The organism is Deltaproteobacteria bacterium, assembly GCA_016709225.1.
GTDB lineage: Bacteria > Myxococcota_A > Polyangia > Nannocystales > Nannocystaceae > Xiheibacterium > Xiheibacterium phototrophicum.
The window spans coordinates 1,624,229-1,645,869 of record JADJEE010000001.1; the positions used below are offsets into that span (position 1 = coordinate 1,624,229).

Here is a 21,641-nt window from a genome sequence, read left to right on the forward strand (position 1 = left end):
CGACGAGCCGCGGATCGGCCGCGGCTCAGCCGCGGACTAGGCCTGGATCAGGCCTGGATCAGGCGTCGCTCCGGCGGCGCTCCGGCGGCGCTCAGCCGGCGACCAGCGCCGCGAAGCCGTCGCCGTCGCGGGCCAGCAGGCGATGGCGTCGCATCTGGTGCTCACCGAGCTCGAGGCCGAGCAGCGCCTGCACGACCTCGCGCGGGCGCGCGGTGCCGGTGGGATCCATGCGCAGCGCGAAGCGGAGCTCGCGATCGCGTTCGTCGAGCTCCGCCGACAGCAGGTGCGGCCGCACGTCGAGCTCACTGCCGCGATCGACGGCGCCCTTCACGTCGCGGCGGCGATCGTGCTTGCGTCGCACCACCGGCAGGTGCTCGGCGGCCATCGCCGCCTGCAGGCGCGCCCGCAGCCGCGCCAGCTCGTCATCGTTGCCGGGGACCGCGACCACGAACTCGGCGGCGGCGACCAGCTGGCCCAGCCGCGGGGCCTCGTTGGGCAGCAGCGTCGCGGCGTGCAACACCATGCCTTCGGGCGCGACCGCCCGCAGTCGCGCGAGCAGGTCGTCGGCCAGCGCCGCACGGGTCGCGTCGTCGAGCTCGCCGTCCATGTCGCGCACCGACTCGTCGAGGATGACGTCGACGTCGAGCACGTCGTTGTCGCTGGCGATGCCGAGCGCGAGCGCAGGCCCCAGCCACAGGCGCGGCACCGGGTTGAACCCGCGCGAGAAGCCGACCTCGATGCGCGCGCGTCGGAACAGGCGCGGGAGGTTGCGCAGGAAGTCGAGGTGGCCGATGAAGCGCAGCGGACCCGACTTGGCGAAGAACACCCGCAGCCGCGAGTGCGGCGCCTCGGCGTTGGCCGTGTAGGCGCTGCTGGGGCCCAGCTGACTCTTGGGCAGGCGACCGCGCAGGCGCGCCAGCGGCACGATCGCGGGCTCCTCGAGCGTCGGCGCGGCGACCTCGTCGGGCGCGTCGTCGTCACCCCCGGCGGTCGCGCGCGCGCGGGTGTCGAGGTCGCGCAGCGCGACGATCCGTTCGTCGCGCATCTGCGTCATGTCGCAGGCGATGCCGCAGTCGTAGCAGACCAGCCGGCGGTGATCGGCCTGCGCGGCGCCGAGCCGACCGTGGTGGACCTTTGCGCCGTTGGGCTTGCCGCACGGCGGGCTCGCGCGGCCCTTGATGGCCTTGCGCCACTCGCCCTCGAGGAAGTCGGGCTCGAGCCCGATGTCGATGTGATCCCACGGCAGCCGCGCGCCGACCGGCAGCGTGCGCGTGAAGACATCGGGCTCGATCTCGCAGGCCGCCAGTGCGTCGAGCCAGCGCGGTAGATCGAAGCATTCCTTCCAGCCGTCGAAGCGCGCTCCGGCCCGCCAGGCGTGCTCGAGCACGTCGCCCATGCGTCGGTCGCCGCGCGCGAACAGGCACTCGAGCCAGCTCTCGCGCACATCGTGGGTCTTGAGTGCCAGGCCCTGGCGCTTGCTCGCGCTGCGCAGCTGCTCGACCTTGCCGACGAGGTCCTCCATGGTGTCCATCGCGGCCCACTGGAACGGCGTGTGCGGCTTGGGCACGTGCTGGCTGACCGACAACGTGATGGTCGGCATGCGTCGCAGGCCCAGGCTCTTGGCCAGCGCCTTCACCTTCGCGCCGGTCTCGACGATGCCCATCACGTCGGCATCGGTCTCGGTCGGCAGCCCGATGATGAAGTACATCTTCATCCGGTCGTAGCCGCGCTCGAAGATCCGTCGCGCCGACTCGAGGATGTCGTCGTCGCTGACGTTCTTGTTGATGACGTCGCGCATGCGCTGGCTGCCGGCTTCGGGCGCGAAGGTCAGGCCCGACAGCCCGACCCGCTTGATCTCGTCGAGTAGCTCGCCCGACAGGCCGTACGCCCGCAGGCTCGACACGCCGAGGCCGACCTTGCGCGCGACCAGCTCGGGCACCAGCGTCTTGATGAGCGGGTCGATGCACGAGACATCGGCGGTCGACAGCGCGGTCAGGCTGGTCTCGGCGTAGCCGGCGTTGTCGACCCCGTCGAGCACCGCCTGCACGATCGCCTCGGGCGATCGCTCGCGCACCGGCCGGTAGATGATGCCGGCCTGGCAGAAGCGACAGCCCTCGGTGCAGCCGCGGGTGATCTCGACCGCTGCGCGATCGAAGATCGCCTCCGCGCGGGGGATCGGGAAGCGGGTCGGGAACGGGAAGTCGTCGAGCTTGCGGACCCACGCGCGGGCGACCTGCGTCGGTGCGCCGGCGCTGCGTCCGGCCTCGGTGCGGCCGACCACGACCTGCATGCCGGTGCGGGGATCGAGCGCGACCTCGTAGAACGACGGCACGTAGACCCCGGGCATCCGCGCGAGCGCGGCGAGCACGGCCGCCCGCGGGCTGCCGGCGCGCCGCATCGTCCCGACCGTGCGCAGCAGCGACGGCAGCACCTCCTCGGCCTCCCCGACCAGGAACGCATCGATGAAGGGCGCCAGCGGCTCGGGGTGCGTCGCGGTCGGGCCGCCGGCGATCACGATCGGGCAGGCATCGTCGCGATCCGCCGAGCGCAGGGGGATGCCGCCGAGGTCGAGGTTGGTGAGCACGTTGGAGTAGCAGAGTTCGTACTGCAGGCTGACGCCGACCACGTCGAAGCTCGACAGCGGTGCCCAGCGCTCGAGGCTCACCAGCGGCAGGCCCGCGGTGCGCAGCTCGGCCTCGAGGTCCCGCCACGGCGTGAAGGCGCGCTCGCACGCCAGGTCGGGCGCGCGGTTGACCAGCTCGTAGAGGATCCGCGTGCCGAGGTGGCTCATGCCGATCTCGTACACGTCGGGGAACGCCAGCACGAAGCGACAGGCCAGGCCGTCGTCGGGCTTGACGATCTGCTGCTCCTCGCCGCCGAGGTAGCGTGCGGGCTTGGTGACCCGCGGGAGGATCGCGGCCCACGGGTGCTCGCGAGCGGGCGCGGCGGGATCGCGTGGCGTCGAGATCGTCATGTCGGGCGCAGTCTGCCTCAAGGACCCGCGTTCGGCACGCCCGCCGGCACGCCCGCGGGGTGTGGCGAGAACGTCTCGTCGGCGATCCATGGCCCGCACGGGCGCCGCTTTCGCGGCTATGCTGACGCCCGCACGACGCCCCCGCCGCCTGCGGCTTGCGGTGCCCCCGCCCGGCCTTATCCTCGACCGAAGCCCCGTGAAGGACCTCTACGCCAGCCTGGGCGTGCCGCGCAGCGCCACCGCCGACGACATCAAGAAGGCGTATCGCTCGCTCACGAAGCAATTCCACCCCGATCGCAACCCCGGCAACAAGCAGGCCGAGGAGCGCTTCAAGGAGGTGAGCGGTGCCTACGACGTGCTGTCGGACGCCAAGCGCCGCGCGCTGTACGACGAGTTCGGGGAGATGAGCCTCACGCAGGGCTTCGATCCCGAGCGCGCGCGCGCCTACAAGCAGGCGCAGGCCCGCGCGGCGACGAACTCGCGCTTCGTCGATCACGACGCCGACGTCTTCGAGGACTTCGGCGATCCCCGACAGACCCAGTTCGACGACTTCCTCTCGCGGCTGTTCGGCGGCACCCGGGTGCGCACCGACGGCCAGCAGGGCCGCCGCCCCGCCAGCCGGCGCGGCATCGACATCAGCGGTGAGATTCGCGTACCGCTGCTCGATGCGCTCCACGGCGTGACGGTGCCGGTGCGCATCGAGGGCGAGGACGGCGAGAGCCGCACGCTCGACGTGAAGGTGCCCGCGGGCATCGCCGACGGCGGCAAGCTGCGCCTGCGCGGTCAGGGCGGCGGCGGCTCGCCGGCCGGCGACCTCTTGCTGACCGTCCACGTCGACGGCCACCCGCGACTGCAACGCGAGGGCAACGACCTGCGCATGGACGTGCCCGTCACCGCCTTCGAGGCCTACCGCGGCGGGCCGATCGACGTGCGGACGCCGTGGGGCCAGGTCACCGTGAAGCTGCCCGCCGGCGCGCAGAACGGGCAGACCCTGCGGCTGCGCAGCCACGGCGTGCGACCGCCGGGCAAGCCCGCCGGCGACCTGCTGGTGACGCTCGACGTGCGCATGCCGCCGGCCGGCGATCAGAAGCTGCTCGACGCCCTCGCGGATCTGCAGGCGGGCCAGGATCCGCGCGCCAACGCGAGCTTCTAGTTTCCCTTCGTCCGTCATGGCCGCGCGAGGGCGGCGGTGCTGCGCGCGCATCGGGCCGCCCAAGCGGCGCCCCGCACGAAGCTGCGCTATGGTGCCGGCACGATGACGGTGCGATTGCCCCTGGCCGCCGAGACGCCGCGACGCCGTCACCCCGAGTGGCTGCGCGTGAAGATGCCCGGCGGCGAGGGCTACACCGAGCTGAACCGCATGGTGCGCGAGCTCGGGCTGCACACGGTCTGCCAGAGCGCTAGCTGCCCCAACATCGGCGAGTGCTGGAACCACCGCGCGCTCACGATCATGATCCTCGGCGACATCTGCACCCGCTCGTGTCGCTTCTGCGACGTCGCGACCGGGCGGCCGCTGCCAGTCGACGAGGACGAGCCGCGCCGCGTGGCGCACATGCTCGCGGCGCTGTCGCTGCGCCACACCGTCATCACCAGCGTCGACCGCGACGACCTCGACGACGGCGGCGCGCGCATCTGGGCGCAGACGCTGCACGCGTGCCACGAAGCGGCGCCCGACATGACGATCGAGACCCTGGTCGGCGACTTCAAGGGCAACCTCGCCGACGTCGACACCGTGCTCGACGCCGGCCCCGACGTGTTCGCGCACAACCTCGAGTGCGTGCCGCGACTGTCGCGACAGGTGCGTGTGCAGGCCCGCTACGAGCGCAGCTACGCGGTGCTGCAGCACGCGCGTGAGCGCGGCGCGCTGACCAAGACCGGGCTCATGCTGGGGCTGGGCGAGACCGAGTCCGAGCTGCACGAGGTCATCGATCAGCTCGGCGCGTTCGGACTCGACATCCTCACGCTCGGGCAGTACCTGCAGCCCAGCCGCAAGCACCTGCCGATCGAGCGCTACGTGCACCCCGACGAGTTCGCCGCGCACAAGCAGTACGCGCTGTCCCGCGGCATCCGCCACGTCGAGTCGGGCCCGCTGGTGCGCTCGAGCTACCACGCCGACGGCCAAGCCGAGCTCATCATGGCGCTGCAGCGCGACCACGGCACCATCGGCTTCGCGAGCCTGCGATAGCCGAGCGGCTCGCGCCGCGACCGGCTCGCTCTGCTAGCCGCGCTTGGCGAGCGCGTCGCGGATGCGACGCATGGCGTCGGGGACCCGCTTCTCCGGCACGTTCACGCGCGTGGGCATGCCACCGCCGAGCTCGAGCAGCGCGACGAAGTCGAGCCCGCTCTCGAAGTCGGCCGCGATGGTGGCGTTGCCGGCCTCGACGACGATGGACACCACCGCGCGCTGCTGTCCGAGCAGCAGCAGCTCGGTCTTGTCGAACGGCGGCGCGCCGGCGGGCACGTCGAGCCGCGCGATGCCGCCGTCGACCACGAAGCGATCCGCGAGACTGCCCGCCGTCTGCGCCATGCGCGAGAAGTCGGCCGCCGCGGCGGTGATGCTGTCGCGATCGATGCCCGCGGTCAGCCCGGTCACGAGGTAGTGCACGACCCGCAGCTTGAGGGTCTCGTCGGTCCAGTGGGCCCGCAGCGCGTGGTCGATGCGGGTGGCCTCCGGCGAGGGCTCGCCGATGCGGGTGTCGACCGCCCGCGCGTCGTCGTCGGCACCGGCGTAGGGCTCGGTGCCGCCGCGGATCCACTTCGCCGCGGCGTACAAACCGTCGAGATCGAAGTGGCACACGATGGAGTCGACCGGCCCGGTGTCCGCGACGAGGCTCGGCGTGATCATCTCCGGGCACGCGCCGTGCTCGGCCTTGGTCGCGAGCACGAAGCGCGGGTCCTTGCGGTACTCGGCGTGCATCGGGTGGTCGTGGTGATCGACCCAACGGGCCAGCCGCGGCCCGAGCTTGGCGATGAAGGCCCCGGTGGTCTTGTCGAAGCCGCGGCCCATCGCGACCGCTGCGAACGCGATGTCGAGCACCACCACCCGGCCGGGGCAGTCCGCCGGCTTGGGCAGCTTGCGGGGGCTCGCGAACACCAACGTCGGCAGCGCGACGCTCACGGCAGCGCCGCCCGTGCCGACTCGAGCTCGCCCAGGGCGTGCCCGTCGCCGGCGTCGCGGGCGGCTGCGATGCCGCGATCGAAGATCGCCGCGGCCTCGGCGGTGCGGCCGTGCTTGGCCAGCAGCTCGCCGTACATCAGGTAGCAGGGCACGTACGCGGGATGGCGCTCGCACAGCGCACCGAAGGCCGCGACGGCTTCGTCGACGCGGCCTTGCTTGCGCAGCTCCATCGCCACGCCGTACTGCGGAAATGGATCCTCCGGCGCGCGCTCAGCCAGCTGCTGCAGCATCGCCAGGCGGTCCATGGTCAGGCGGCGCCCTTCTTCGACGGCTGCCAGGTCCTCTCGTGATCGGCGATGTAGGCCTTGGCGTCGCCGTCGGCCATGCCGAGCGCGTGGAGCAGCCGAGGCGTGCGATCGAAGACCGGGGTCTCCTGCAGGTGGCCGACCAGCAGCAGGTACACCGCGACGTGGTAGTGCTCGTACTTGTCGAAGAGCTTGTCGGCGGCCTCGCGCAGCTGCTCGGGCGTGCGGGTCTCGCAGAAGTCCTCGTCGGTCTCGCCCTGGCGATGGGTCACGCCCAGCGAGTCGAGGTAGTCGACCAACATCGAGCGATGGTGCCGCATGAGCCACTCGATGAGCAGCGCGAGCGCGAGCTGCTCGTTGCCGGCGCCGAACTCGGCGTCGAAGCGCTTGCGCCACGCCTTGAGGCGTGCGGCGCGGGTGAACGCGGTCTCCGGTACGTTCGAGCCGACACCGCCGGCCTTGAGGACCTGGCGGACCTCCTTGCCGGAGAGCTCACCGTAGAACCCGTCGACCCGCTCGGGGCCGAGGTGCTTGCAGATCTCGAGAGGCTTCATGATGACGTTCCAAGGTGTTGCCCCGCCCGCGCCCGCGGACCTGGGGAAACCGCGGGAGGCTAGCGCCTGGCGGCCGCCGCGGGCAAGCACCAACGCGAATTGCCGCGGGCCAAGGGGGCTATGCTCGCCCTGTCCATGCCGATGCCGGCCCTCGCCCTGCTGTCGTTCGTGCGCGCGCTGCTGCAGGCGCCGGCGTGCGCGCACGAGTGTGACGCGTTGGCCGGCACCGATCGCCAGACCTGCCTGCTCACCTGCGAGCAACACGAGCGCCCGTCGGACAGCGGCGTCACCACGTGGCATCGCGAGGACCGACTCGGGGGCGCGCCGCCCGGCAGCGCCCACGAGGGCGAGTCGAACACGACGACGCGCGAGCAGACCACCGATGCGCGCGGCAACGTCACCACGCGCGGCGACGCGACCGCCCATGGCACCACCGCCGCGGGCCCGCGACCCTCGACACCGACGCCGTCGACGACCACGGCCAACGCCCGCTCCGCGAGCCGTGCGACGTCGCCGGCGCGCGCGGCCACGACGGGCAGCGCTGCCCGCGACGACTGGTTCGGCATCGCGAGCTGCCAACGCGAATGCGATCCACGCGACGTGGACCACGAGCGCGCGCGGTGCAAGCTGGGCTGCCTGCGGCTATCGACCCGCTGGACCGGCTCGCGCGCGGCCAAGGCCTTCGACGCCTGCCGCTGACCGCCACGCACGCGCGCCGCGTCAGTCGCCGTCGCGGGTCAGCAACAGGCCCAGCAAGTCGCCGGTCGTGACGATGCCGACCAACTCGCCGTCGTCGACCACCGGCAGCGCGTGGAACGAGCCCACGCGGAGGATCTCGACCGCGCGACGGATCGGCTCGTCGGGGCCGACCGTGACGACCTCGGTGCTCATGGCCTCGCCGGCGGTCAGTCGCTCGAGCGCGGCCATCACCTCATGGGCGGGAGCGTAGAGATCACCGCCGATGACCCGCAGCAGATCGTTGGTCGACACGATGCCGAGCAGCCTGCGCTCGTGGGTCACCGGCACGTGGTGCACGTGGGCGCGGAACAGGATGTCCTGCACGCGCACCAACGGCATCGTCGACGTCACGGTCTCGGGGCCGGCGGTCATGATGGACGAGATCGGATCGTCGAGCGTCATCGGCGGTAGAGTGTCCCGCGCCCCGCGGCCGTCGCAACCGCAAGCGTTGCCGGGGGCGCGGACGTGCGAACCGCGTGCGAGCGCGGCGATCGATGCCACCCGAGCGCTGGCGCTCGCTCGGCTACGACCGGCTCGGGGCCGCGGCGGCGGCAGCGAGGTAGCGCGCGTAGTCCTGCGAGAGCCGCTGCGTGATCGGACCCGCGGTGCCATCGCCGATCGTCACGCCGTCGAGCCGCGTCACCGCCATGATGCCGCGCACCGACGAGGTCAAGAACACCTCGTCGGCGGCGCGCAGCTGCTCGGGCAGCACGCGGGTCTGGTGGAGCGGCAGGCCGGCGGCCGCGGCGAGCTCGCAGACCACCTCGCGGGTGATGCCGGCCAGCAGCCCGGCCTGCAGATCGGGCGTGAACAGCTCGCCCTTCGCCGCGAAGAACACGTTGCTGGTGGCCCCCTCGGCGATCTCGCCGTCGGGCGTGCAGAGGATTGCGTCCTCGCCACCCGATGCGATCGCCTGCCGCAGCGCGAGGATGCTGCCGAGGTAGTTGCCGCTCTTGATCGCCGGATCGAGCAGGCTGCCGCCGGTCTTGGTCTGGCTGACGATGACCGCCGAGAGGCCGGTGCGGTAGGCCTCGGCGGTGGGCACCGTCAGCGGCTGCACGATCACCACCAGCGTCGGGTCCTCCGAGCGCCGCGGGTCGAGCATGAGCGGGCCGACCCCGCGCGTGACGACGACGCGGACGTAGCTCTCGTCGTTGCCGCTGGCGAGGTGGGTGCGCGTGATCGCGTCCGCCAGCGCGGCGTCGTCCCACGGGATCGTCAGGCCGATGCCGTCGGCGCTGCGATGCAGTCGCGCGAGGTGCCGCACCAGCTCGACGGCACGGCCGCCGGCGGTGCGCATGGTCTCGTAGACGCTGTCGCCGTAGAGGAAGCCGCGATCGAACACGCTGATGCGCGCGTGCTCCGGATCGACCGGCGCCCCGGTGGTCGAGAGATAGACCTTGGTCGAGCTCATGCCCTCTCCTGCCTGTGATCGCGCCCGTCAGTGGCCACGGCGCAGCTCTCTGCGCAGGCGCCAAACCCCCACCAACGCCTCGCGGACGATGCGGCCCGACATCTTCGAGCTGCCGTACTCGCGCTCGCGAAAGATGATCGGCACCTCGACCGCGCGCAGGCCCAACGCGACAGCCCGCGCGGTCATCTCGATCTGAAAGCCGTAGCCGGCGGTGCGGACCGGCCCGCGCAGCACCGCCGCGAGGGCCTCGCGGCGCCAGCACTTGAAGCCACCGGTGAGGTCGCGGATCGGCAGGCCCAGCACCGCGCCGGCATAGCGACTGCCGCCGCGGCTGAGCAGCCGTCGCGACAGCGGCCAGTTCACGGTGCCGCCGCCTTCGGTCCAGCGCGAGCCGAGCGCGACGTCGGCCCCGTCGCGGCAGGCCTGCAGCAGCGACGCGATCGCGGCGGGGTCGTGCGAGAGATCGGCGTCCAGCTGCACCACGTGGGTGAAGTCGCGGGCGTCGGCGAGCGCGTGCGCGAAGCCGTCGAGGTACGCGCGACCGAGCCCCTGCTTGCCGGCGCGGTGCAGCACGTCGACCCGTGGTTGCTCGGCCGCGATCGCGTCGGCGATCGCACCGGTGCCATCGGGGCTGGCGTCGTCGACCACCAGCACGTGCGCCGACGAGTCGCGCAGGATCGCATCGACGATGCGCGGCAGGTTTTCGCGCTCGTCATAGGTCGGCACCACCGCGACCACGCGCGGCCCGTCTCCGGCTGCTCCCGCGTGGTTCCCCCCGTACACGGCCACGGGAGTCTGCCAGAGCGCGTACGCAGGTCTACGTAAACCAGCACAGGCCTACATCGTGGCGATGCGTGGCGCCTGCGACCCTTCGCGTGGGGTGGTCATCGTCATGGGTTCAGCGAAGCACGGCACGTACGGTCCTCGTCGCGTCCTCGGTCCCTCGATCGCGGTGTTCGCGGTGCTCGGCGTGGTCGCGCCGACCACTGCCGCCCCGCCGCTGGTGATCGAGCACGAAGACCACCACCAGATGCCGCCCGAGTACGCCGCGCCGGGTTGGTCGCTGCCGCCGGCCTCGGAGATCGCGCCCGAGTACCCGCTCGCGGCGGCCTTCATCCCCGCCGACAGCAGCAACTACACCGCCAACGGCATGGGCACGGTGCGCTACGTCGTCGTGCACACGATGCAGGGCTCCTACGCGGGCAGCATCAACTGGTTCCAGAACCCGGTGTCCGACGTCTCGGCGCAGTTCTGCGTGCGCAGCAGCGACGGCGAGATCACGCAGACGGTGCAGCTGGTCGACAAGGCCTGGCACGTCGGCAGCGAGAACCCGATCTCCGTGGGCATCGAGCACGAGGGCTACGTCGACGATGCCAGCTGGTACACCTGGGCGATGTATCGCGAGTCGGCCAAGCTCGCGCGCTGGCTCGCCGATCACTACGATCTCCCGCTCGACCGCGAGCACATCGTCGGCCACGTCGAGCTGCCCAACCAGACCCACACCGATCCCGGACCCAACTGGAACTGGGCGCTGTACATGGCGCTGGTGAAGGACGTCGTCGCGGCCGACGTGATCGAGGGCACCGTGGTCGACCCCGCGCTCGCGTGCACACTGACGGCGAGCGTCGACACCTGGCTCAAGACCACCCTCGAGGACGCCGCGTCGCTGCCGGACGACGGCAAGTGCTTCGTCGCCGCCGGCACGGCACTGCCCTACCTGCACGCCAGCGACGACATGGCCGGGCACCGTCGACTCATCATGGACGACGATGGTCCGTGCGCGGGCTCCGTGCTCGGCGAGGAGGCCTTCGCCGCGCTCGATCACTTCGAGGGCTGGTGCGCGCCCGAGTCGCTCGCGGTGCCCGAGGCGACCCTGCGACTCGACGGCGGCGAGCCGATTGCGGTGGGGCCCGACGGTGGCTTCAGCATCGCGGGCGTCGGCGCGGGCATGCACACGCTCGACGCCGAGGCGATCGATCACGCCGCCACCCAGGTCGCGATCGATCACGCGGGCTATCCGGGCACGCGCGTGGTCGTGCGGCTGCCATCGACCGCGGCCCCGGACCCGACCGCGGGCGAGAGCTCGGGCGGCGACGCGACCTCGTCCGATCCCACCGACGGCGGCACCGGCCTCTCGGGCAGCGGCGACGACGGCCAGGCCGACGGCACCGGCAGCCCGGGCGACGGCGCCCCCGACGACGACGCGCTCCCCGATACCTTCGGCGAGCAGGACCTCGGCCCCGGCGGCTGCGCCTGTCAGCTGCGCGACGCGGGGACGCCGGGCCTCCCGGCGCTGGCGGGGCTGCTCCTGGTGGCGCGGCGGCGGCGGCGGCGGGCCTGAGGCCGAGCGGCCGGATCGCCGCGGGAGGCCCCGGCACCAACGCGCGATTTCATGGCATCCACCCCCGCGCGTTTCGGCGGGAGTGTGCTAGTGTCCGCTACGCGCGCCCCCAGACCGGTAGTCGACCTTGCGGAAAATTCGCTGTCATTATCCCTCCCCCGAAGCCTACACCGCAGCGCTCGAGCCGGGCGGTGAGCCCCAGTCGCTGCAGGCCTTCTCCACCGATGCGTTCGAGCCGGGTGAAGAGGTGTTGCTCGAGGTCTACTTCGCCGGCCTGCCCGGCAAGATGATGGTGCGCGCGATCGGCAAGGAGTGGCACTCGGCGCGGCCGCGCTTGCGCGTGCGCGCCGGCGGCGTGCTGCGCTGCACCGGCACCGAGTGGCGCAAGCTCGAGTTCCTGCGCGACGTCGGCTCGGGCGCCATCGATCTCACGGCGCGGCGTCGGCACGTGCGACTGCCGGTGATGGTCGAGGTCCGCTGGCGACGACAGAGCAGCACCGACTACGCGATCGCGGCGTTGTCCGAGATCAGCGAGGGCGGCGCGCTGCTGCTGACGCGCACGCCCCCGACCCAGGGCGAAGACATCATCGTCGAGATCACGCCGCCGGGCAGCGAGCGCGCGCTCGAGGTGCTGGCGGTGGTGCGCAACACCAGCAACCCCGACGGCGTCGGACTCGAGTTCCTCGCGCGCGACATGGGCGGCGTGCACCGCCTGCGCGAGGTCATTCGTCGTCTGGTCGAGCAGTAGCTCCGAGCGCGCGATCGCAGCGCGGGCGAGCGGTGACCTCGAGCTCGTCGCCGCGGAGCACCACGTGGGTCCGCCGATGCGCGGGCGCGCGAACGCGGTCGTCGTGGATGTCGCCGTGCTCGTCGGTCCAGTGCACGCGCAGGCGCCCCCCCTTCGCCGGCGCGCGCGCGCACTCGCCCGGCAACAACACCGCACCGCCGAGCTCGAACTCGACGGCGCGATCGGGCTCGGCGTCCACACACACGGTGGCTGGCGCGTCCGCGGCGCAGACGCGGCTGTCGTCGCGCTGCCAGCCCTGGGTGGGCGCGCAGGCCAGGCCGAGCCACGCCAGCGCGAGCGCGGCGGACCGGCGGGCCGGCCCGTGGCAGACTGAGCCGCGATGAAGCGACGGCGTCGCAACCACGGCGCGGCGGTGCCCGCTGCGAACCTCGCCGAGCGGCTGCTGACGCAGATCGTGCCCGGCGAGCGCCTGCGGTTGGTGCGGCTGTCGCTCGCGTGGGAGCAGGCACTGCCGACGCGATTGCTGCGGGTCACCGCCCCGGTCGCGATCGATGGCGAGACCTTGGTGGTGCACGTCGCCGACAACCAGTGGCTGCACGAGCTGACCTACCTGCGCGCCGACGTACTCGCGCGACTGCGGAACCACGAGGTCGCGCAGGGCATCACGCGGCTGCGGCTGCGGGTCGGCCCGGTGCCCCAGCTGCCCCGCAGCGAGCCGGTGCCCGAGCGCGAGCTGGCCCCGGTGCTCACGCTGCAGCCCGCCGCCGAGACGCTCGACGCCATCGCGGCGGTCGAGGACCTCTCGCTGCGCTCCGCGATCGCGACCGCGCGGCAATCGCTGACCCGCATCGGTCGTGGCTAGTCGCCGCGCGTCGCGTCCGTTCATCGAAGACATCCCTCTCGCAGCTCGTGCACGAGCTCGGTGACCGCCCGCGGCCCGCGTTGGGCGGCCTCGACCAGCGCGGTGCCGACGACCACGCCGTCGGCGAGCGCGGCCAAGCGCACCACCTGGGTTCGTCGGCGCACACCGAAGCCGGCCGCGACGGGCAGCGAGGTCACCGCGCGGGTGGCCTCGAGCTGCGCGCGCAGGGTCGCATCGGCGGCGCTGCCCTGCTCCTGCAGCGCGGCACCGGTGACGCCGGCCAGCGTGATTGCGTACACGAAGCCGCTGCCCCCGGCGGTGATCAGCGTGCGCCGCTCGGCGGTCGTGGTCGGTGCGACCAAGGGAATCCAGTGCAGCCCGTGGGCCCGCGCCGGCTCGCGCAGCGGCCCGGCCGACTCCGGCGGCGCGTCGACCACCAGCACCCCGTCGGCGCCGGCCTGCGCGGCCGCGGCCGCAAACGCCTCGCCGCCCTTGTGCAGCATGGGGTTGGCATAGCCGAACAACACCACCGCCGCGTCGTGACTGCGGCGCAGGGTCGCGAGCAGCTCGAGCACGCGATCGACCGTGGCTCCGTGGGCCCGCGCGCGCACCATCGCCGCGCAGATCGCCGGCCCATCGGCGGAGGGATCCGAGAACGGGATGCCGAGCTCGATGACATCGGCGCCCGCGTCGATCGCTGCGCGCACGCACGCCAGCGAGTGCTCGGGCCCGCCGTCGTAGGCGGTGAGGTACGCGACCAGGGCCGCGCGCTCCTCGCTGCGCGCGCGGGCGAACGCCGCCGCCACGCGGTCGTCGCTCATGGCGTGGGCTCCTGCATCCGGGCCGCGATCGTGTGCATGTCCTTGTCGCCGCGCCCCGAGACGTTGATCAGCACGTCGCGGCCCTCACCACGATCGCGGTCGTAGCCGAGCAGCGCCAGCACCTCCGGCAGCGCCGCGATCGCGTGGGCACTCTCGAGTGCGGGCAGGATGCCCTCGGTCCGCGCGAGCGTGGTCACGGCCGCGAGCGCACCGTCGTCGTCGACGCTGAGGTAGCGCGCGCGACCGGTCTCGTGCAGCCACGCGTGTTCGGGGCCGACGCCGGGGTAGTCGAGCCCGGCGGAGATCGAGTGGGCTTCTTGCAGCTGGCCGTCGTCGTCCTGCAGCACCCGCGAGCGCATGCCGTGGTAGACGCCCTCGCTGCCGCGGGCCATGGTCGCGGCATGCAGACCATCGAGGCCCGCACCGGCGGCCTCGACCCCGAACAGCGCGACCTCGGGGTCGGCCACGAAGTCCGCGAAGATGCCCATCGCGTTGCTGCCCCCGCCGACACATGCGACCACCGCGTCGGGCAGCTTGCCGACCGCGGCGTGGAGCTGGGCCTTGGCCTCGCGGCCGATCACGCGCTGCAGCTCGCGCACCATCGTGGGGTACGGGTGCGGCCCCATCACCGAGCCGATGACATAGTGGGTGTCGACCGGGTGCGCGACCCAGTCGCGCAGCGCCTCGTTGATCGCGTCCTTCAGCGTCGCCGAGCCGGCGGTGACCGGAACGACCTCGGCGCCCAGCATGCGCATGCGCAGCACGTTCAGCTGCTGGCGCTCGACGTCGACGGCGCCCATGTACACCACGCACGGCAGCCCGACGTAGGCGCAGACCGTCGCGGTCGCGACCCCGTGCTGGCCGGCGCCGGTCTCCGCGATGATGCGGGTCTTGCCCATGCGCTGCGCGAGCAGCACCTGACCGACGCAGTTGTTGATCTTGTGCGAACCGGTGTGGTTGCAGTCCTCGCGCTTGAGCCACAGCCGCGCGCGCGTGCCCAGCTTCGCCGCCAGCCGCAGCGCCGGCGACAGCGCGCTCGGCCGCCCCGCCCACTGCCGCAAGGTGGTGTCGATCGCCGCGACGAAGCTCGGGTCGGCGCGCGCCTCGTCCCACGCGCGCTCGAGCTCGACCACCGCCGGCATCAGGGTCTCGGCGACCCAGCGGCCGCCGAAGCGACCGAAGTTGCCCTCACGCGGCAGCGCATCATCGGGGGTCGTGGTCACGGCGTTCGCGGCCTGCAGGCTAGCATGGAGTGGCACCACTGCAGCGGCGGCGTGGTTCAGTCCGCGCAGGCGGTGAACCCGATCGCGCGACACGCCGCCAGGCCGGTGGCCTCGTCGGTCGCCGTCGACGTCGACGAAGATCATCGACGCCGTCGCCGTCGAGATCCGCCGCGGCGATGGCGCTGGCGTCGGAGGCGACCACACCGAGTTCGGTCGCGGTTGCGTCGGGAGCGACCTGTGCTGGGCGTGCGCGACGTAGCCGACGCGCGGGCGCTGACGGGGACGCTCGACCGCGACGCCGACGAGTCCGCGCGCCTGTGCGTCGCCCGGTCAGCCCCGAGCCGGAGTCAGTCGCACGCTGCGATGGGCGTGTGCGCCGAGCGATCTGCAAGCAACGCCGACGACGCCGCGGGGTGCTCCAATCGGTCGCATGCCGGCAGCCGATCGAAGCAGCTGGGCAGAGCACGTCGGCCGTCCTGGTCGCTGACGTCGTAGCGGGTCTGAGCCACGCACACGGCCCCGTCGGGCCCCCAGGCCGCTTCGAAGTGCAGCTCGGGATCAGGCACCATCTCCTGCACTCCGAGTGCGTCGTAGACATTGATGATCGTACCGTCGAGCGTCCACGGCGTGCCGTCGCCACAATAGTCGGCGCGAGCGAGACGCGTGCACGCCTGGTGCACGTCCGCGCCGACCGACCACGGAGCGTAGCCCCACGACACACACTTGGCGATCACGCCGTCATCGCAGGCGAAGGTCAGCAGCTTCGCGTCGTCGATGTGATCACCTGCGTCATTCCACGAGCCCGCGACGAAGACACCGAGATCGCCGTCGTTGCACACCTGCTCGCCCTCGACGGTCAGTGCGATGCGGTCACCGAGTCCGACGGCGTTGCGCTCCACGATCTGCACCCCGAGTTCCCGCCCGTCCGTGGTGGTCGCCCGCAAGGCGACCCCGATGAGGGACGCGGTCGTCGGATGCCCCGTGGCGCGCAGCTGGCCCTGCTCGAGCGTCACCGGCACGTCGCTCTCGGCGAGCACGAGGGCCACGCCTGCGAGGTCGCCGATCCCGAGGAAGCGGCCCTGATCCTTCTCGCCGGGGACCGGCCCGCCCTGTTGCGAGCGACCGTTGTTCTCCCGGTCCGGACGGACTGCGCCCTGCAACGACGTGCCTTGATCCCTTTCACCGGCCCGCGCGGCACGAAACTCTGCGTCCGACGGGACGGGAAAGCACCGTTCGCCGAGCAGAGCGTCGTGCTCGCTTTGCTGGTCGCAGGCAGAGGTCGCGATGCAGAGGATGACGAGGAGCGGTAGGTCGTGGATGTGCGGCATGTGGAACCAGCCTGGAGGGGTCGGCCACGAGAAGACTGGGGACGAAGGTCGCTTGATCACTCGGTCGTTGAAGACGCGTGGACGATAGCCAGCCACTTCCAACCCACGGCGTCATCGTCGGCGGGCTCGAAAGGTTCGCCGGCATGCGAGGCGCGTGTACGCCGCTCGCCAGCGCGCTCGAGCGACCGCGAGCGGCAAAGGTCACGCCCAGGAACCGCCACCATGTCGCCCCGCCGCGTGCAACGACCGCAAACGGGACGAGCACGATCGTCGTGATCGCCGCCCGGTCGCCGGGCGCGCGACGGACGTGCACGGGGCTCGCGGTCACGTCGCCTCGGATCCCTGCGACCGGCTACCATCGCGTCGACGTCGCCGCATCGAGGTCGCCCTCGCGACCGGATGGCGCCCGTGCCATGCTGCTCCCGCTCGTCATCTCCGTGTTCGTGGATGCGCCGACCGTGCAGTGGCACGCGCCGCCGCAGTGCCCCGACGCGTCGGCGTTCGAGGCCCGGCTCGGCGCGCTGCTCGGTGATGCCGCCGCATACGACGCGCAGGCGGTGGTGACGGTCGAGCCCGATCCCGAGGGTGGCTTCGTCGCGCAGGTGCGGTGCTCGGCCGGCGGCGACGAGACGATCCGCGAGGTCCGCGGGCCGATGTGCGAGAGCGTGGCCGATGCCGCGGCGCTCGTGCTCGCGGTGCAGATCGACGCGCTCGCGGTCGAGGCCACGGCCGCGGTCGAGACCCGCCCGTTGCCGCCGCCACCGCTGCGCGAGCCCGATCGCGCGGCCCTGCCCGCGCCGGTGCGTCCGCCCACGGCGACCCCGGCACCGCCGCCACGTCGCGCCCGACGGCTGCGCGGCGCGGTGATCGTGGGCGGCGGCGGATCGTTCCGCCAGGTGCCCGCGCCGTCGCCCGCGGTGACGGTAGGTGGCGCGCTGCTGCTGCGTCGCGCCCGCGTCGAGCTCGACGCGACGTGGGTGCCCGGCCGTACGGCGCGCCTGCCCGCGCCCGACACCGAGGCCGGCGCGCGCGTCGGCCTCGTCACCGCAGCGCTGCGCGCGGGCTTCGTGCCGACGGTGCGCACCGTCTCGTTCCCCTTGCTCGCGGGCCTCGAGGTCGGCGACATGACGGCGCTCGGGGTCGGGGTGACGAACCCGCGGCGGCGTCACGGCGCGTGGGTGGCCGCGCTCGTCGGTGCCGGCATCGCGTGGGCGCCGGTGCCCCGCTTCGCGCTGCGCCTCGATCCCACGCTCGCCCTCGCGATCGCGCGCCCGCGCTTCGGCGTCGCCGCAACCGAGGGCGTCCGGCCGCTGCCGCCGGCCCCGGTGGTCGGCGTGCGCCTGGCCGCGACGATCGAGGTGCGGTTTCCGTGACGGATCGGCCCCACGCCGGGCACCCCGAAGCGATGGGGTCTGCCCGCAGCGCCGAAGGGGTCGAGGCCGAGTTCGCGGCGCTCTACCTGCGCTTCCACGACGGCATCCGCCGGACGCTGGGCTGCCTCGGCGTGCCGACCGCCGCGCTCGACGACGCGGTGCAGGAGGTGTTCGTCGTGGTGCATCGACGCATGGACGATCCGGCGCGCATCGAGGGCGTGCGCGGCTGGATGTATGGCATCGCACGGCGGGTCGCGTGGCGGCACCATCGCACCGCGGGTCGCATCGCCCGCAAGCACGCCGCGGTCGAGCCGCCGGCCGACGATGGTCGCTCGCCGGAGCGCGAGCTCGAGCGACGCGAGGCGATCGCCTTCATGCACGAGTTCCTCGACAGTCTCGATCCCGATCAGCGCGAAGTGTTCGTCCTCGCGGAGATCGAGGGGCTCTCGGCGCCCGAGATCGCGGGCGTCGTCGAGGGCAAGCTCAACACCGTGTACTCGCGGCTCCGCCTCGCGCGGGCCCGGTTCGAACAGGCGCTCGCGCGGCAACACGCCCGCACGCGCCGCGAGGTCCGCCATGCCACGTGATCCCGCAGTGTCCGCGATCGAAGCCTTTCGCCGGGCGACCACGTGCGCCCCGACGCTGCGCGACGCCAACTGGGCCGCCGTGCAGGCACGGGTCGCCGCCGGCGTGGACGACGTCGGAGGCGCCGACGTCGACGACGACCCACGCGTCGTTCCAACGCTGTACCGCGGGCGATCCGCGACGCGGACGTGGGTGGTGATGGGCGTCGCGCTCGCGGCCGCGGCCGCGGCGGTGTGGTGGGGCGCCCGTGGGTGGTCGGACGCATCGGTCCTCGCCGATCGCCAGGGCGTCGAGCAAGCGATCGACGCGACGCGGCCCGTCGCGGTCGCTGGCCGAGCGCAGCCGACTCCGGCGACGCCGCCGTCCTCGCACCGCGAAGCATCGACGCAGGCACCGGCCAGGTCGCCCATCGTCGATCCGCAGCGGCCCGCCGCGTCGACGACCGCGGCGGCCGTCGACGCGACGCCGATGGTACCGCCGTCGCGCGACGCGCCGCCCGACCAGCCTGCCGACGGGCCTGCCGACGGGCCTGCCGACGGGCCTGCCGATGGGCCCGCCGACGATCCGCTGGAACGCGAGGCGCAGCTCATCGCCAGCGGACGCGCGGCCCTCGGTCGCGGTGCACTCGACGACGCAGCCGCGGCGATCGAACGCCACGGGCGCGAGTTCCCCCGCGGGAGCATGGCCCCGGAGCGCATGGCGCTGGCGGTGCGCCTGCAGTGTGCGCGCCGGGATCCAGCGGCGGCGCGCGCAGCCGCGGCGGCCTTCTTGCGCGCGCACGCCGACTCGTCGCTCGCCCGGCGCCTCGCCGCCAACCCGTGCGGCGGTGATGAGAATCCGTGACGGATCACCGCTGCTGCCGGGCACCTCTCGATCATGACGATGATGACCTTGCACCGCCTCCTCGTTGCCCTCGCGCTCGCGCCCGCTGCCGTCGCATGCGGCGTGAAGACCGTCGGCGACCTCGACGACACCGATGGCGGCTCCGGCGATGGCTCCGGCGATGGCTCGTCGGGCTCCGCCGGCAGCAGTGACGCCTCTGCGTCGGCGTCGAGCACCACCGCGGTCGCGACGACCGACGACACCAGCAGCGGGGGCAGCTCGAGCGCGGGCGACGATGGCTCGTGCCCACCGTTCGACGGCTCGACCTGCGATCCGCAGGAGCAGCTCGGTCCCGCGGCCGCGGCGTGGACCCTCGACGGCGACGCGTTCGGCGCCGTCGATGTCGTCGACGTGGCGTGCAGCGTGGCCGAGTTCGCCGACGACGACACGACCATGACCATCACGCTCGAGTGCGACGAGCAGGAGCTCTCGCAGCACACGATCACCGCGCCACGCAACGACGTGACGCCGCTGAACCTCGGGATCGGCACCCTCGTCCGCCTCTCCCATCACGCCCAGATGCCGTTCTGGCGCGAGCAGTGGTTCAACCTCAGCACCCCGGAGGGCCGGCTCATCCTCGGCGGCGTGCAGGCGAGCGCAGTGCTCCCCGCCGACGCGCCGGACTTCTTCGCGCCGCTCGGCGTCACGCTGCTCGACGACGTCTGCGACGCCGAGCCGGACTGCGACCAGTCCTGTGGCCCCATCCGCCGCGACGCGATCGGCGTGGCGCTCGACGACGGCGAGCCGGTCGCGATCTACGACGGCAACGCCGACATCGTGGGCGCACCGACGGGCTACACCGTGGTGGTCGGCGATGCGTACTCGCAGGTCGGCGAGCCAACCTGCGCCGACACGCCCAAGGCGTGGTTCGAGATCGTCATGTACGACTCGAGCGAAGGGTGAGCGCCGCGCTCGTCACCGCGTTGCCGAAGCTATCCGCGGCACGCCTGCACGAGCGCGGCGATCTTCGCCCGCGACTTCACCCCCGGCACGCCGTCCTCGGCCCCCGACGCGACGTCGAGGCCGGCCGGTCGCACCATCGCGATCGCGGCCGCGACGTTGTCGGGCGTGATGCCGCCGGCCAGCCACACCGGCATCGGCGCGAGCGCAGCCACGGCGGTGGCGGCCCACGTCCAGTCGGTGGTCACGCCCTGTCCGCCATAGCCGGGCACGTGGGCGTCGAGTAGCGCGAAGCGAGGCGCGGGCGCGGGCGACGAGAGCGTCGCGAGCTCGGGGGTGCCACGCAAGACCCACACCCACGGCACGCCGAGCGCAAGCACGTCGGGATCGACATGATCGCCGTGCAGCTGCACCGCCGCCAACGACAGCCGCGCGACCGCGTCGACGACGAATGCCGCGTCGGCATCGACGAACACGCCGATCCGCATCGGCGTCTCGCCGGCCTGCGCGAGCATGTGCGCGGCGGCGTCGATGCTCAGCCCGCGCGGCGAGCCCGACCACAGGTTGATGCCGATCGCGTCGACCCCGAACTCGCGGCAGGCGACGACGTCGTCGCTGCGCACGAGCCCGCAGATCTTGAGCGCGACCACTGGTCCCTGCCCGCTCCGACCGGCCGCTACGGCGCGAGCCACTGCGCCAGCGTGGCGCCGGGATCCTCGGCGGACATCAGCGCCGAGCCCACCAACACCGCGTCGACGCCGGCCTCGGTGAGCCGACGCAGGTCGTCGGGGCCGTGCACGCCGCTCTCGGCCACGTAGGTGAACGAGGCCGGCACGCGGCGGCGTAGCTCGATCGCGCGCTGCAGATCGACGGCGAAGGTTCGCAGGTCACGGGCATTGCCACCGATGATCTTCGCGCCCGCCGACAGCGCGCGATCGACCTCGTGGGGATCGTGGGCCTCGCACAGCACCGCCAGCCCGACACGATGGGCGAACTCCACCAGCGGCTCGAGCGTCGGCGGTGGCAGGGCCGCGACGATCAGCAGCACCGCGTCGGCGCCCGCCCGCCGCGCGTCGAGGATCTGTCGCTTGTCCAGGATGAAGTCCTTGCACAGCACCGGCACGCCGGCGGACTCGCTGGCCCGGCGCACGTCGTCGAGGCTGCCGCCGAAGTGCGCATCGGCGAGCACCGACAGCGCGACCGCACCGGCCTGCTCGTAGGCACGGGTGATCGCGACCACGTCGGCGCCCTCGCGGATCGGCCCCAGCGACGGCGACGCGCGCTTGAACTCCGCGATGATGCGCGGCCCGCCGGGGCGATGCAGTGCGGCCTGGAAATCGCGGCACGGCGGCAACGCGTCGAGCTCGGCCTGCAGCGCGGCGTGGGTCCAGTTGCCACGATCGTGCCGCGCGCTCGCGAGCTGCGTGCGCTTGGCGGCGAGGATGCGGTCGAGGTAGGTCGTGGCCTCGGTCATG

At 72.8% G+C, this 21,641-nt stretch carries 23 protein-coding genes; 10 read left to right on the forward strand and 13 right to left on the reverse strand.

What is annotated here, in order from left to right; translation table 11 throughout:
• Positions 1–91 precede the first annotated feature (91 nt).
• Entirely contained in the window at positions 92–2,974 is a 2,883-nt protein-coding gene (locus IPH07_06660; GenBank protein ID MBK6917062.1) for a TIGR03960 family B12-binding radical SAM protein, read from the reverse strand.
• A 196-nt stretch (positions 2,975–3,170) separates the two neighbouring features.
• On the opposite strand from IPH07_06660, the gene IPH07_06665 reads away from it, so the two are divergent.
• Positions 3,171–4,127 (forward strand): DnaJ domain-containing protein, encoded by a 957-nt coding sequence (locus tag IPH07_06665; GenBank protein MBK6917063.1) that lies wholly within the window; start codon positions 3,171–3,173, stop codon positions 4,125–4,127.
• Positions 4,128–4,229: 102 nt separating this feature from the next.
• Positions 4,230–5,159: a lipoyl synthase gene (lipA, locus tag IPH07_06670; GenBank protein ID MBK6917064.1), complete on the forward strand. Its 930-nt coding sequence runs from the start codon at positions 4,230–4,232 to the stop codon at positions 5,157–5,159.
• Between the two features lie 33 nt (positions 5,160–5,192).
• On the opposite strand, the gene IPH07_06675 is transcribed toward lipA, so the two are convergent.
• Genes IPH07_06675 through IPH07_06685 form a run of 3 tightly spaced genes read right to left on the reverse strand, consistent with a single transcriptional unit; the run spans position 5,193 to position 6,951 of the window.
• The gene (locus IPH07_06675) at positions 5,193–6,092 is read right to left on the reverse strand and encodes a hypothetical protein (GenBank protein MBK6917065.1); all 900 of its coding nucleotides are present in this window, start codon (positions 6,090–6,092) and stop codon (positions 5,193–5,195) included.
• Positions 6,089–6,397, reverse strand: a complete 309-nt coding sequence (locus IPH07_06680) for a tetratricopeptide repeat protein (GenBank protein MBK6917066.1) — start codon at positions 6,395–6,397, stop codon at positions 6,089–6,091. The genes IPH07_06675 and IPH07_06680 overlap by 4 nt, the downstream gene beginning before the upstream one ends.
• Positions 6,398–6,399: 2 nt before the next feature.
• Entirely contained in the window at positions 6,400–6,951 is a 552-nt protein-coding gene (locus IPH07_06685; GenBank protein MBK6917067.1) for a hypothetical protein, read from the reverse strand.
• A gap of 135 nt (positions 6,952–7,086) precedes the next feature.
• Here IPH07_06685 and IPH07_06690 point away from each other — a divergent pair, with 135 nt between their 5' ends.
• Complete coding sequence (locus IPH07_06690; protein ID MBK6917068.1) at positions 7,087–7,650, forward strand: hypothetical protein; 564 nt, start codon at positions 7,087–7,089, stop codon at positions 7,648–7,650.
• A 21-nt stretch (positions 7,651–7,671) separates the two neighbouring features.
• On the opposite strand, the gene IPH07_06695 is transcribed toward IPH07_06690, so the two are convergent.
• The 3 genes from IPH07_06695 to IPH07_06705 form a co-directional block, all read right to left on the reverse strand.
• A complete protein-coding gene (locus IPH07_06695; protein MBK6917069.1) occupies positions 7,672–8,091 on the reverse strand; it encodes a CBS domain-containing protein in 420 nt (139 codons plus the stop codon).
• A gap of 121 nt (positions 8,092–8,212) precedes the next feature.
• On the reverse strand, positions 8,213–9,103 hold the full coding sequence (locus IPH07_06700) for an aminotransferase class IV (GenBank protein ID MBK6917070.1): 891 nt from the start codon (positions 9,101–9,103) through the stop codon (positions 8,213–8,215).
• Positions 9,104–9,130: 27 nt separating this feature from the next.
• Entirely contained in the window at positions 9,131–9,841 is a 711-nt protein-coding gene (locus tag IPH07_06705) for a polyprenol monophosphomannose synthase (GenBank protein ID MBK6917071.1), read from the reverse strand.
• 154 nt (positions 9,842–9,995) lie between these two features.
• Between IPH07_06705 and IPH07_06710 the strand changes: the two genes are divergently transcribed.
• The gene (locus tag IPH07_06710) at positions 9,996–11,444 is read left to right on the forward strand and encodes an N-acetylmuramoyl-L-alanine amidase (GenBank protein MBK6917072.1); all 1,449 of its coding nucleotides are present in this window, start codon (positions 9,996–9,998) and stop codon (positions 11,442–11,444) included.
• A 127-nt stretch (positions 11,445–11,571) separates the two neighbouring features.
• A complete protein-coding gene (locus IPH07_06715; protein ID MBK6917073.1) occupies positions 11,572–12,192 on the forward strand; it encodes a PilZ domain-containing protein in 621 nt (206 codons plus the stop codon).
• Here IPH07_06715 and IPH07_06720 read toward each other — a convergent pair.
• Positions 12,167–12,436: a hypothetical protein gene (locus IPH07_06720; protein MBK6917074.1), complete on the reverse strand. Its 270-nt coding sequence runs from the start codon at positions 12,434–12,436 to the stop codon at positions 12,167–12,169. The two genes, IPH07_06715 and IPH07_06720, sit on opposite strands and share 26 nt — an antisense overlap.
• Positions 12,437–12,571: 135 nt before the next feature.
• Here IPH07_06720 and IPH07_06725 point away from each other — a divergent pair, with 135 nt between their 5' ends.
• Complete coding sequence (locus IPH07_06725; protein MBK6917075.1) at positions 12,572–13,054, forward strand: DUF721 domain-containing protein; 483 nt, start codon at positions 12,572–12,574, stop codon at positions 13,052–13,054.
• 20 nt (positions 13,055–13,074) lie between these two features.
• On the opposite strand, the gene IPH07_06730 is transcribed toward IPH07_06725, so the two are convergent.
• The 3 genes from IPH07_06730 to IPH07_06740 all read right to left on the reverse strand — a co-directional run bounded on the left by IPH07_06730 (position 13,075) and on the right by IPH07_06740 (position 16,258).
• Positions 13,075–13,875: a tryptophan synthase subunit alpha gene (locus IPH07_06730; protein MBK6917076.1), complete on the reverse strand. Its 801-nt coding sequence runs from the start codon at positions 13,873–13,875 to the stop codon at positions 13,075–13,077.
• Positions 13,872–15,242 carry a tryptophan synthase subunit beta gene (gene trpB, locus IPH07_06735; protein ID MBK6917077.1) on the reverse strand — a complete coding sequence of 457 codons (1,371 nt, stop codon included), beginning with the start codon at positions 15,240–15,242 and terminating at the stop codon, positions 13,872–13,874. Before trpB ends, IPH07_06730 begins: the two co-directional genes overlap by 4 nt.
• Positions 15,243–15,445: 203 nt before the next feature.
• Positions 15,446–16,258 carry a hypothetical protein gene (locus IPH07_06740; protein ID MBK6917078.1) on the reverse strand — a complete coding sequence of 271 codons (813 nt, stop codon included), beginning with the start codon at positions 16,256–16,258 and terminating at the stop codon, positions 15,446–15,448.
• A 581-nt stretch (positions 16,259–16,839) separates the two neighbouring features.
• Between IPH07_06740 and IPH07_06745 the strand changes: the two genes are divergently transcribed.
• Genes IPH07_06745 through IPH07_06760 form a run of 4 tightly spaced genes read left to right on the forward strand, consistent with a single transcriptional unit; the run spans position 16,840 to position 20,169 of the window.
• The gene (locus tag IPH07_06745) at positions 16,840–17,799 is read left to right on the forward strand and encodes a hypothetical protein (GenBank protein ID MBK6917079.1); all 960 of its coding nucleotides are present in this window, start codon (positions 16,840–16,842) and stop codon (positions 17,797–17,799) included.
• A 32-nt stretch (positions 17,800–17,831) separates the two neighbouring features.
• The gene (locus IPH07_06750; GenBank protein ID MBK6917080.1) at positions 17,832–18,386 is read left to right on the forward strand and encodes a sigma-70 family RNA polymerase sigma factor; all 555 of its coding nucleotides are present in this window, start codon (positions 17,832–17,834) and stop codon (positions 18,384–18,386) included.
• A complete protein-coding gene (locus IPH07_06755) occupies positions 18,376–19,227 on the forward strand; it encodes a hypothetical protein (protein ID MBK6917081.1) in 852 nt (283 codons plus the stop codon). The genes IPH07_06750 and IPH07_06755 overlap by 11 nt, the downstream gene beginning before the upstream one ends.
• Positions 19,228–19,275: 48 nt before the next feature.
• The gene (locus IPH07_06760; GenBank protein ID MBK6917082.1) at positions 19,276–20,169 is read left to right on the forward strand and encodes a hypothetical protein; all 894 of its coding nucleotides are present in this window, start codon (positions 19,276–19,278) and stop codon (positions 20,167–20,169) included.
• A gap of 29 nt (positions 20,170–20,198) precedes the next feature.
• Here the strand turns inward: IPH07_06760 and IPH07_06765 are convergent, their stop codons facing one another.
• Together IPH07_06765 and IPH07_06770 are read right to left on the reverse strand one after the other, a co-directional pair.
• On the reverse strand, positions 20,199–20,816 hold the full coding sequence (locus IPH07_06765; GenBank protein ID MBK6917083.1) for a phosphoribosylanthranilate isomerase: 618 nt from the start codon (positions 20,814–20,816) through the stop codon (positions 20,199–20,201).
• Positions 20,817–20,842: 26 nt separating this feature from the next.
• The gene (locus tag IPH07_06770) at positions 20,843–21,640 is read right to left on the reverse strand and encodes an indole-3-glycerol-phosphate synthase (protein MBK6917084.1); all 798 of its coding nucleotides are present in this window, start codon (positions 21,638–21,640) and stop codon (positions 20,843–20,845) included.
• Position 21,641 lies beyond the last annotated feature (1 nt).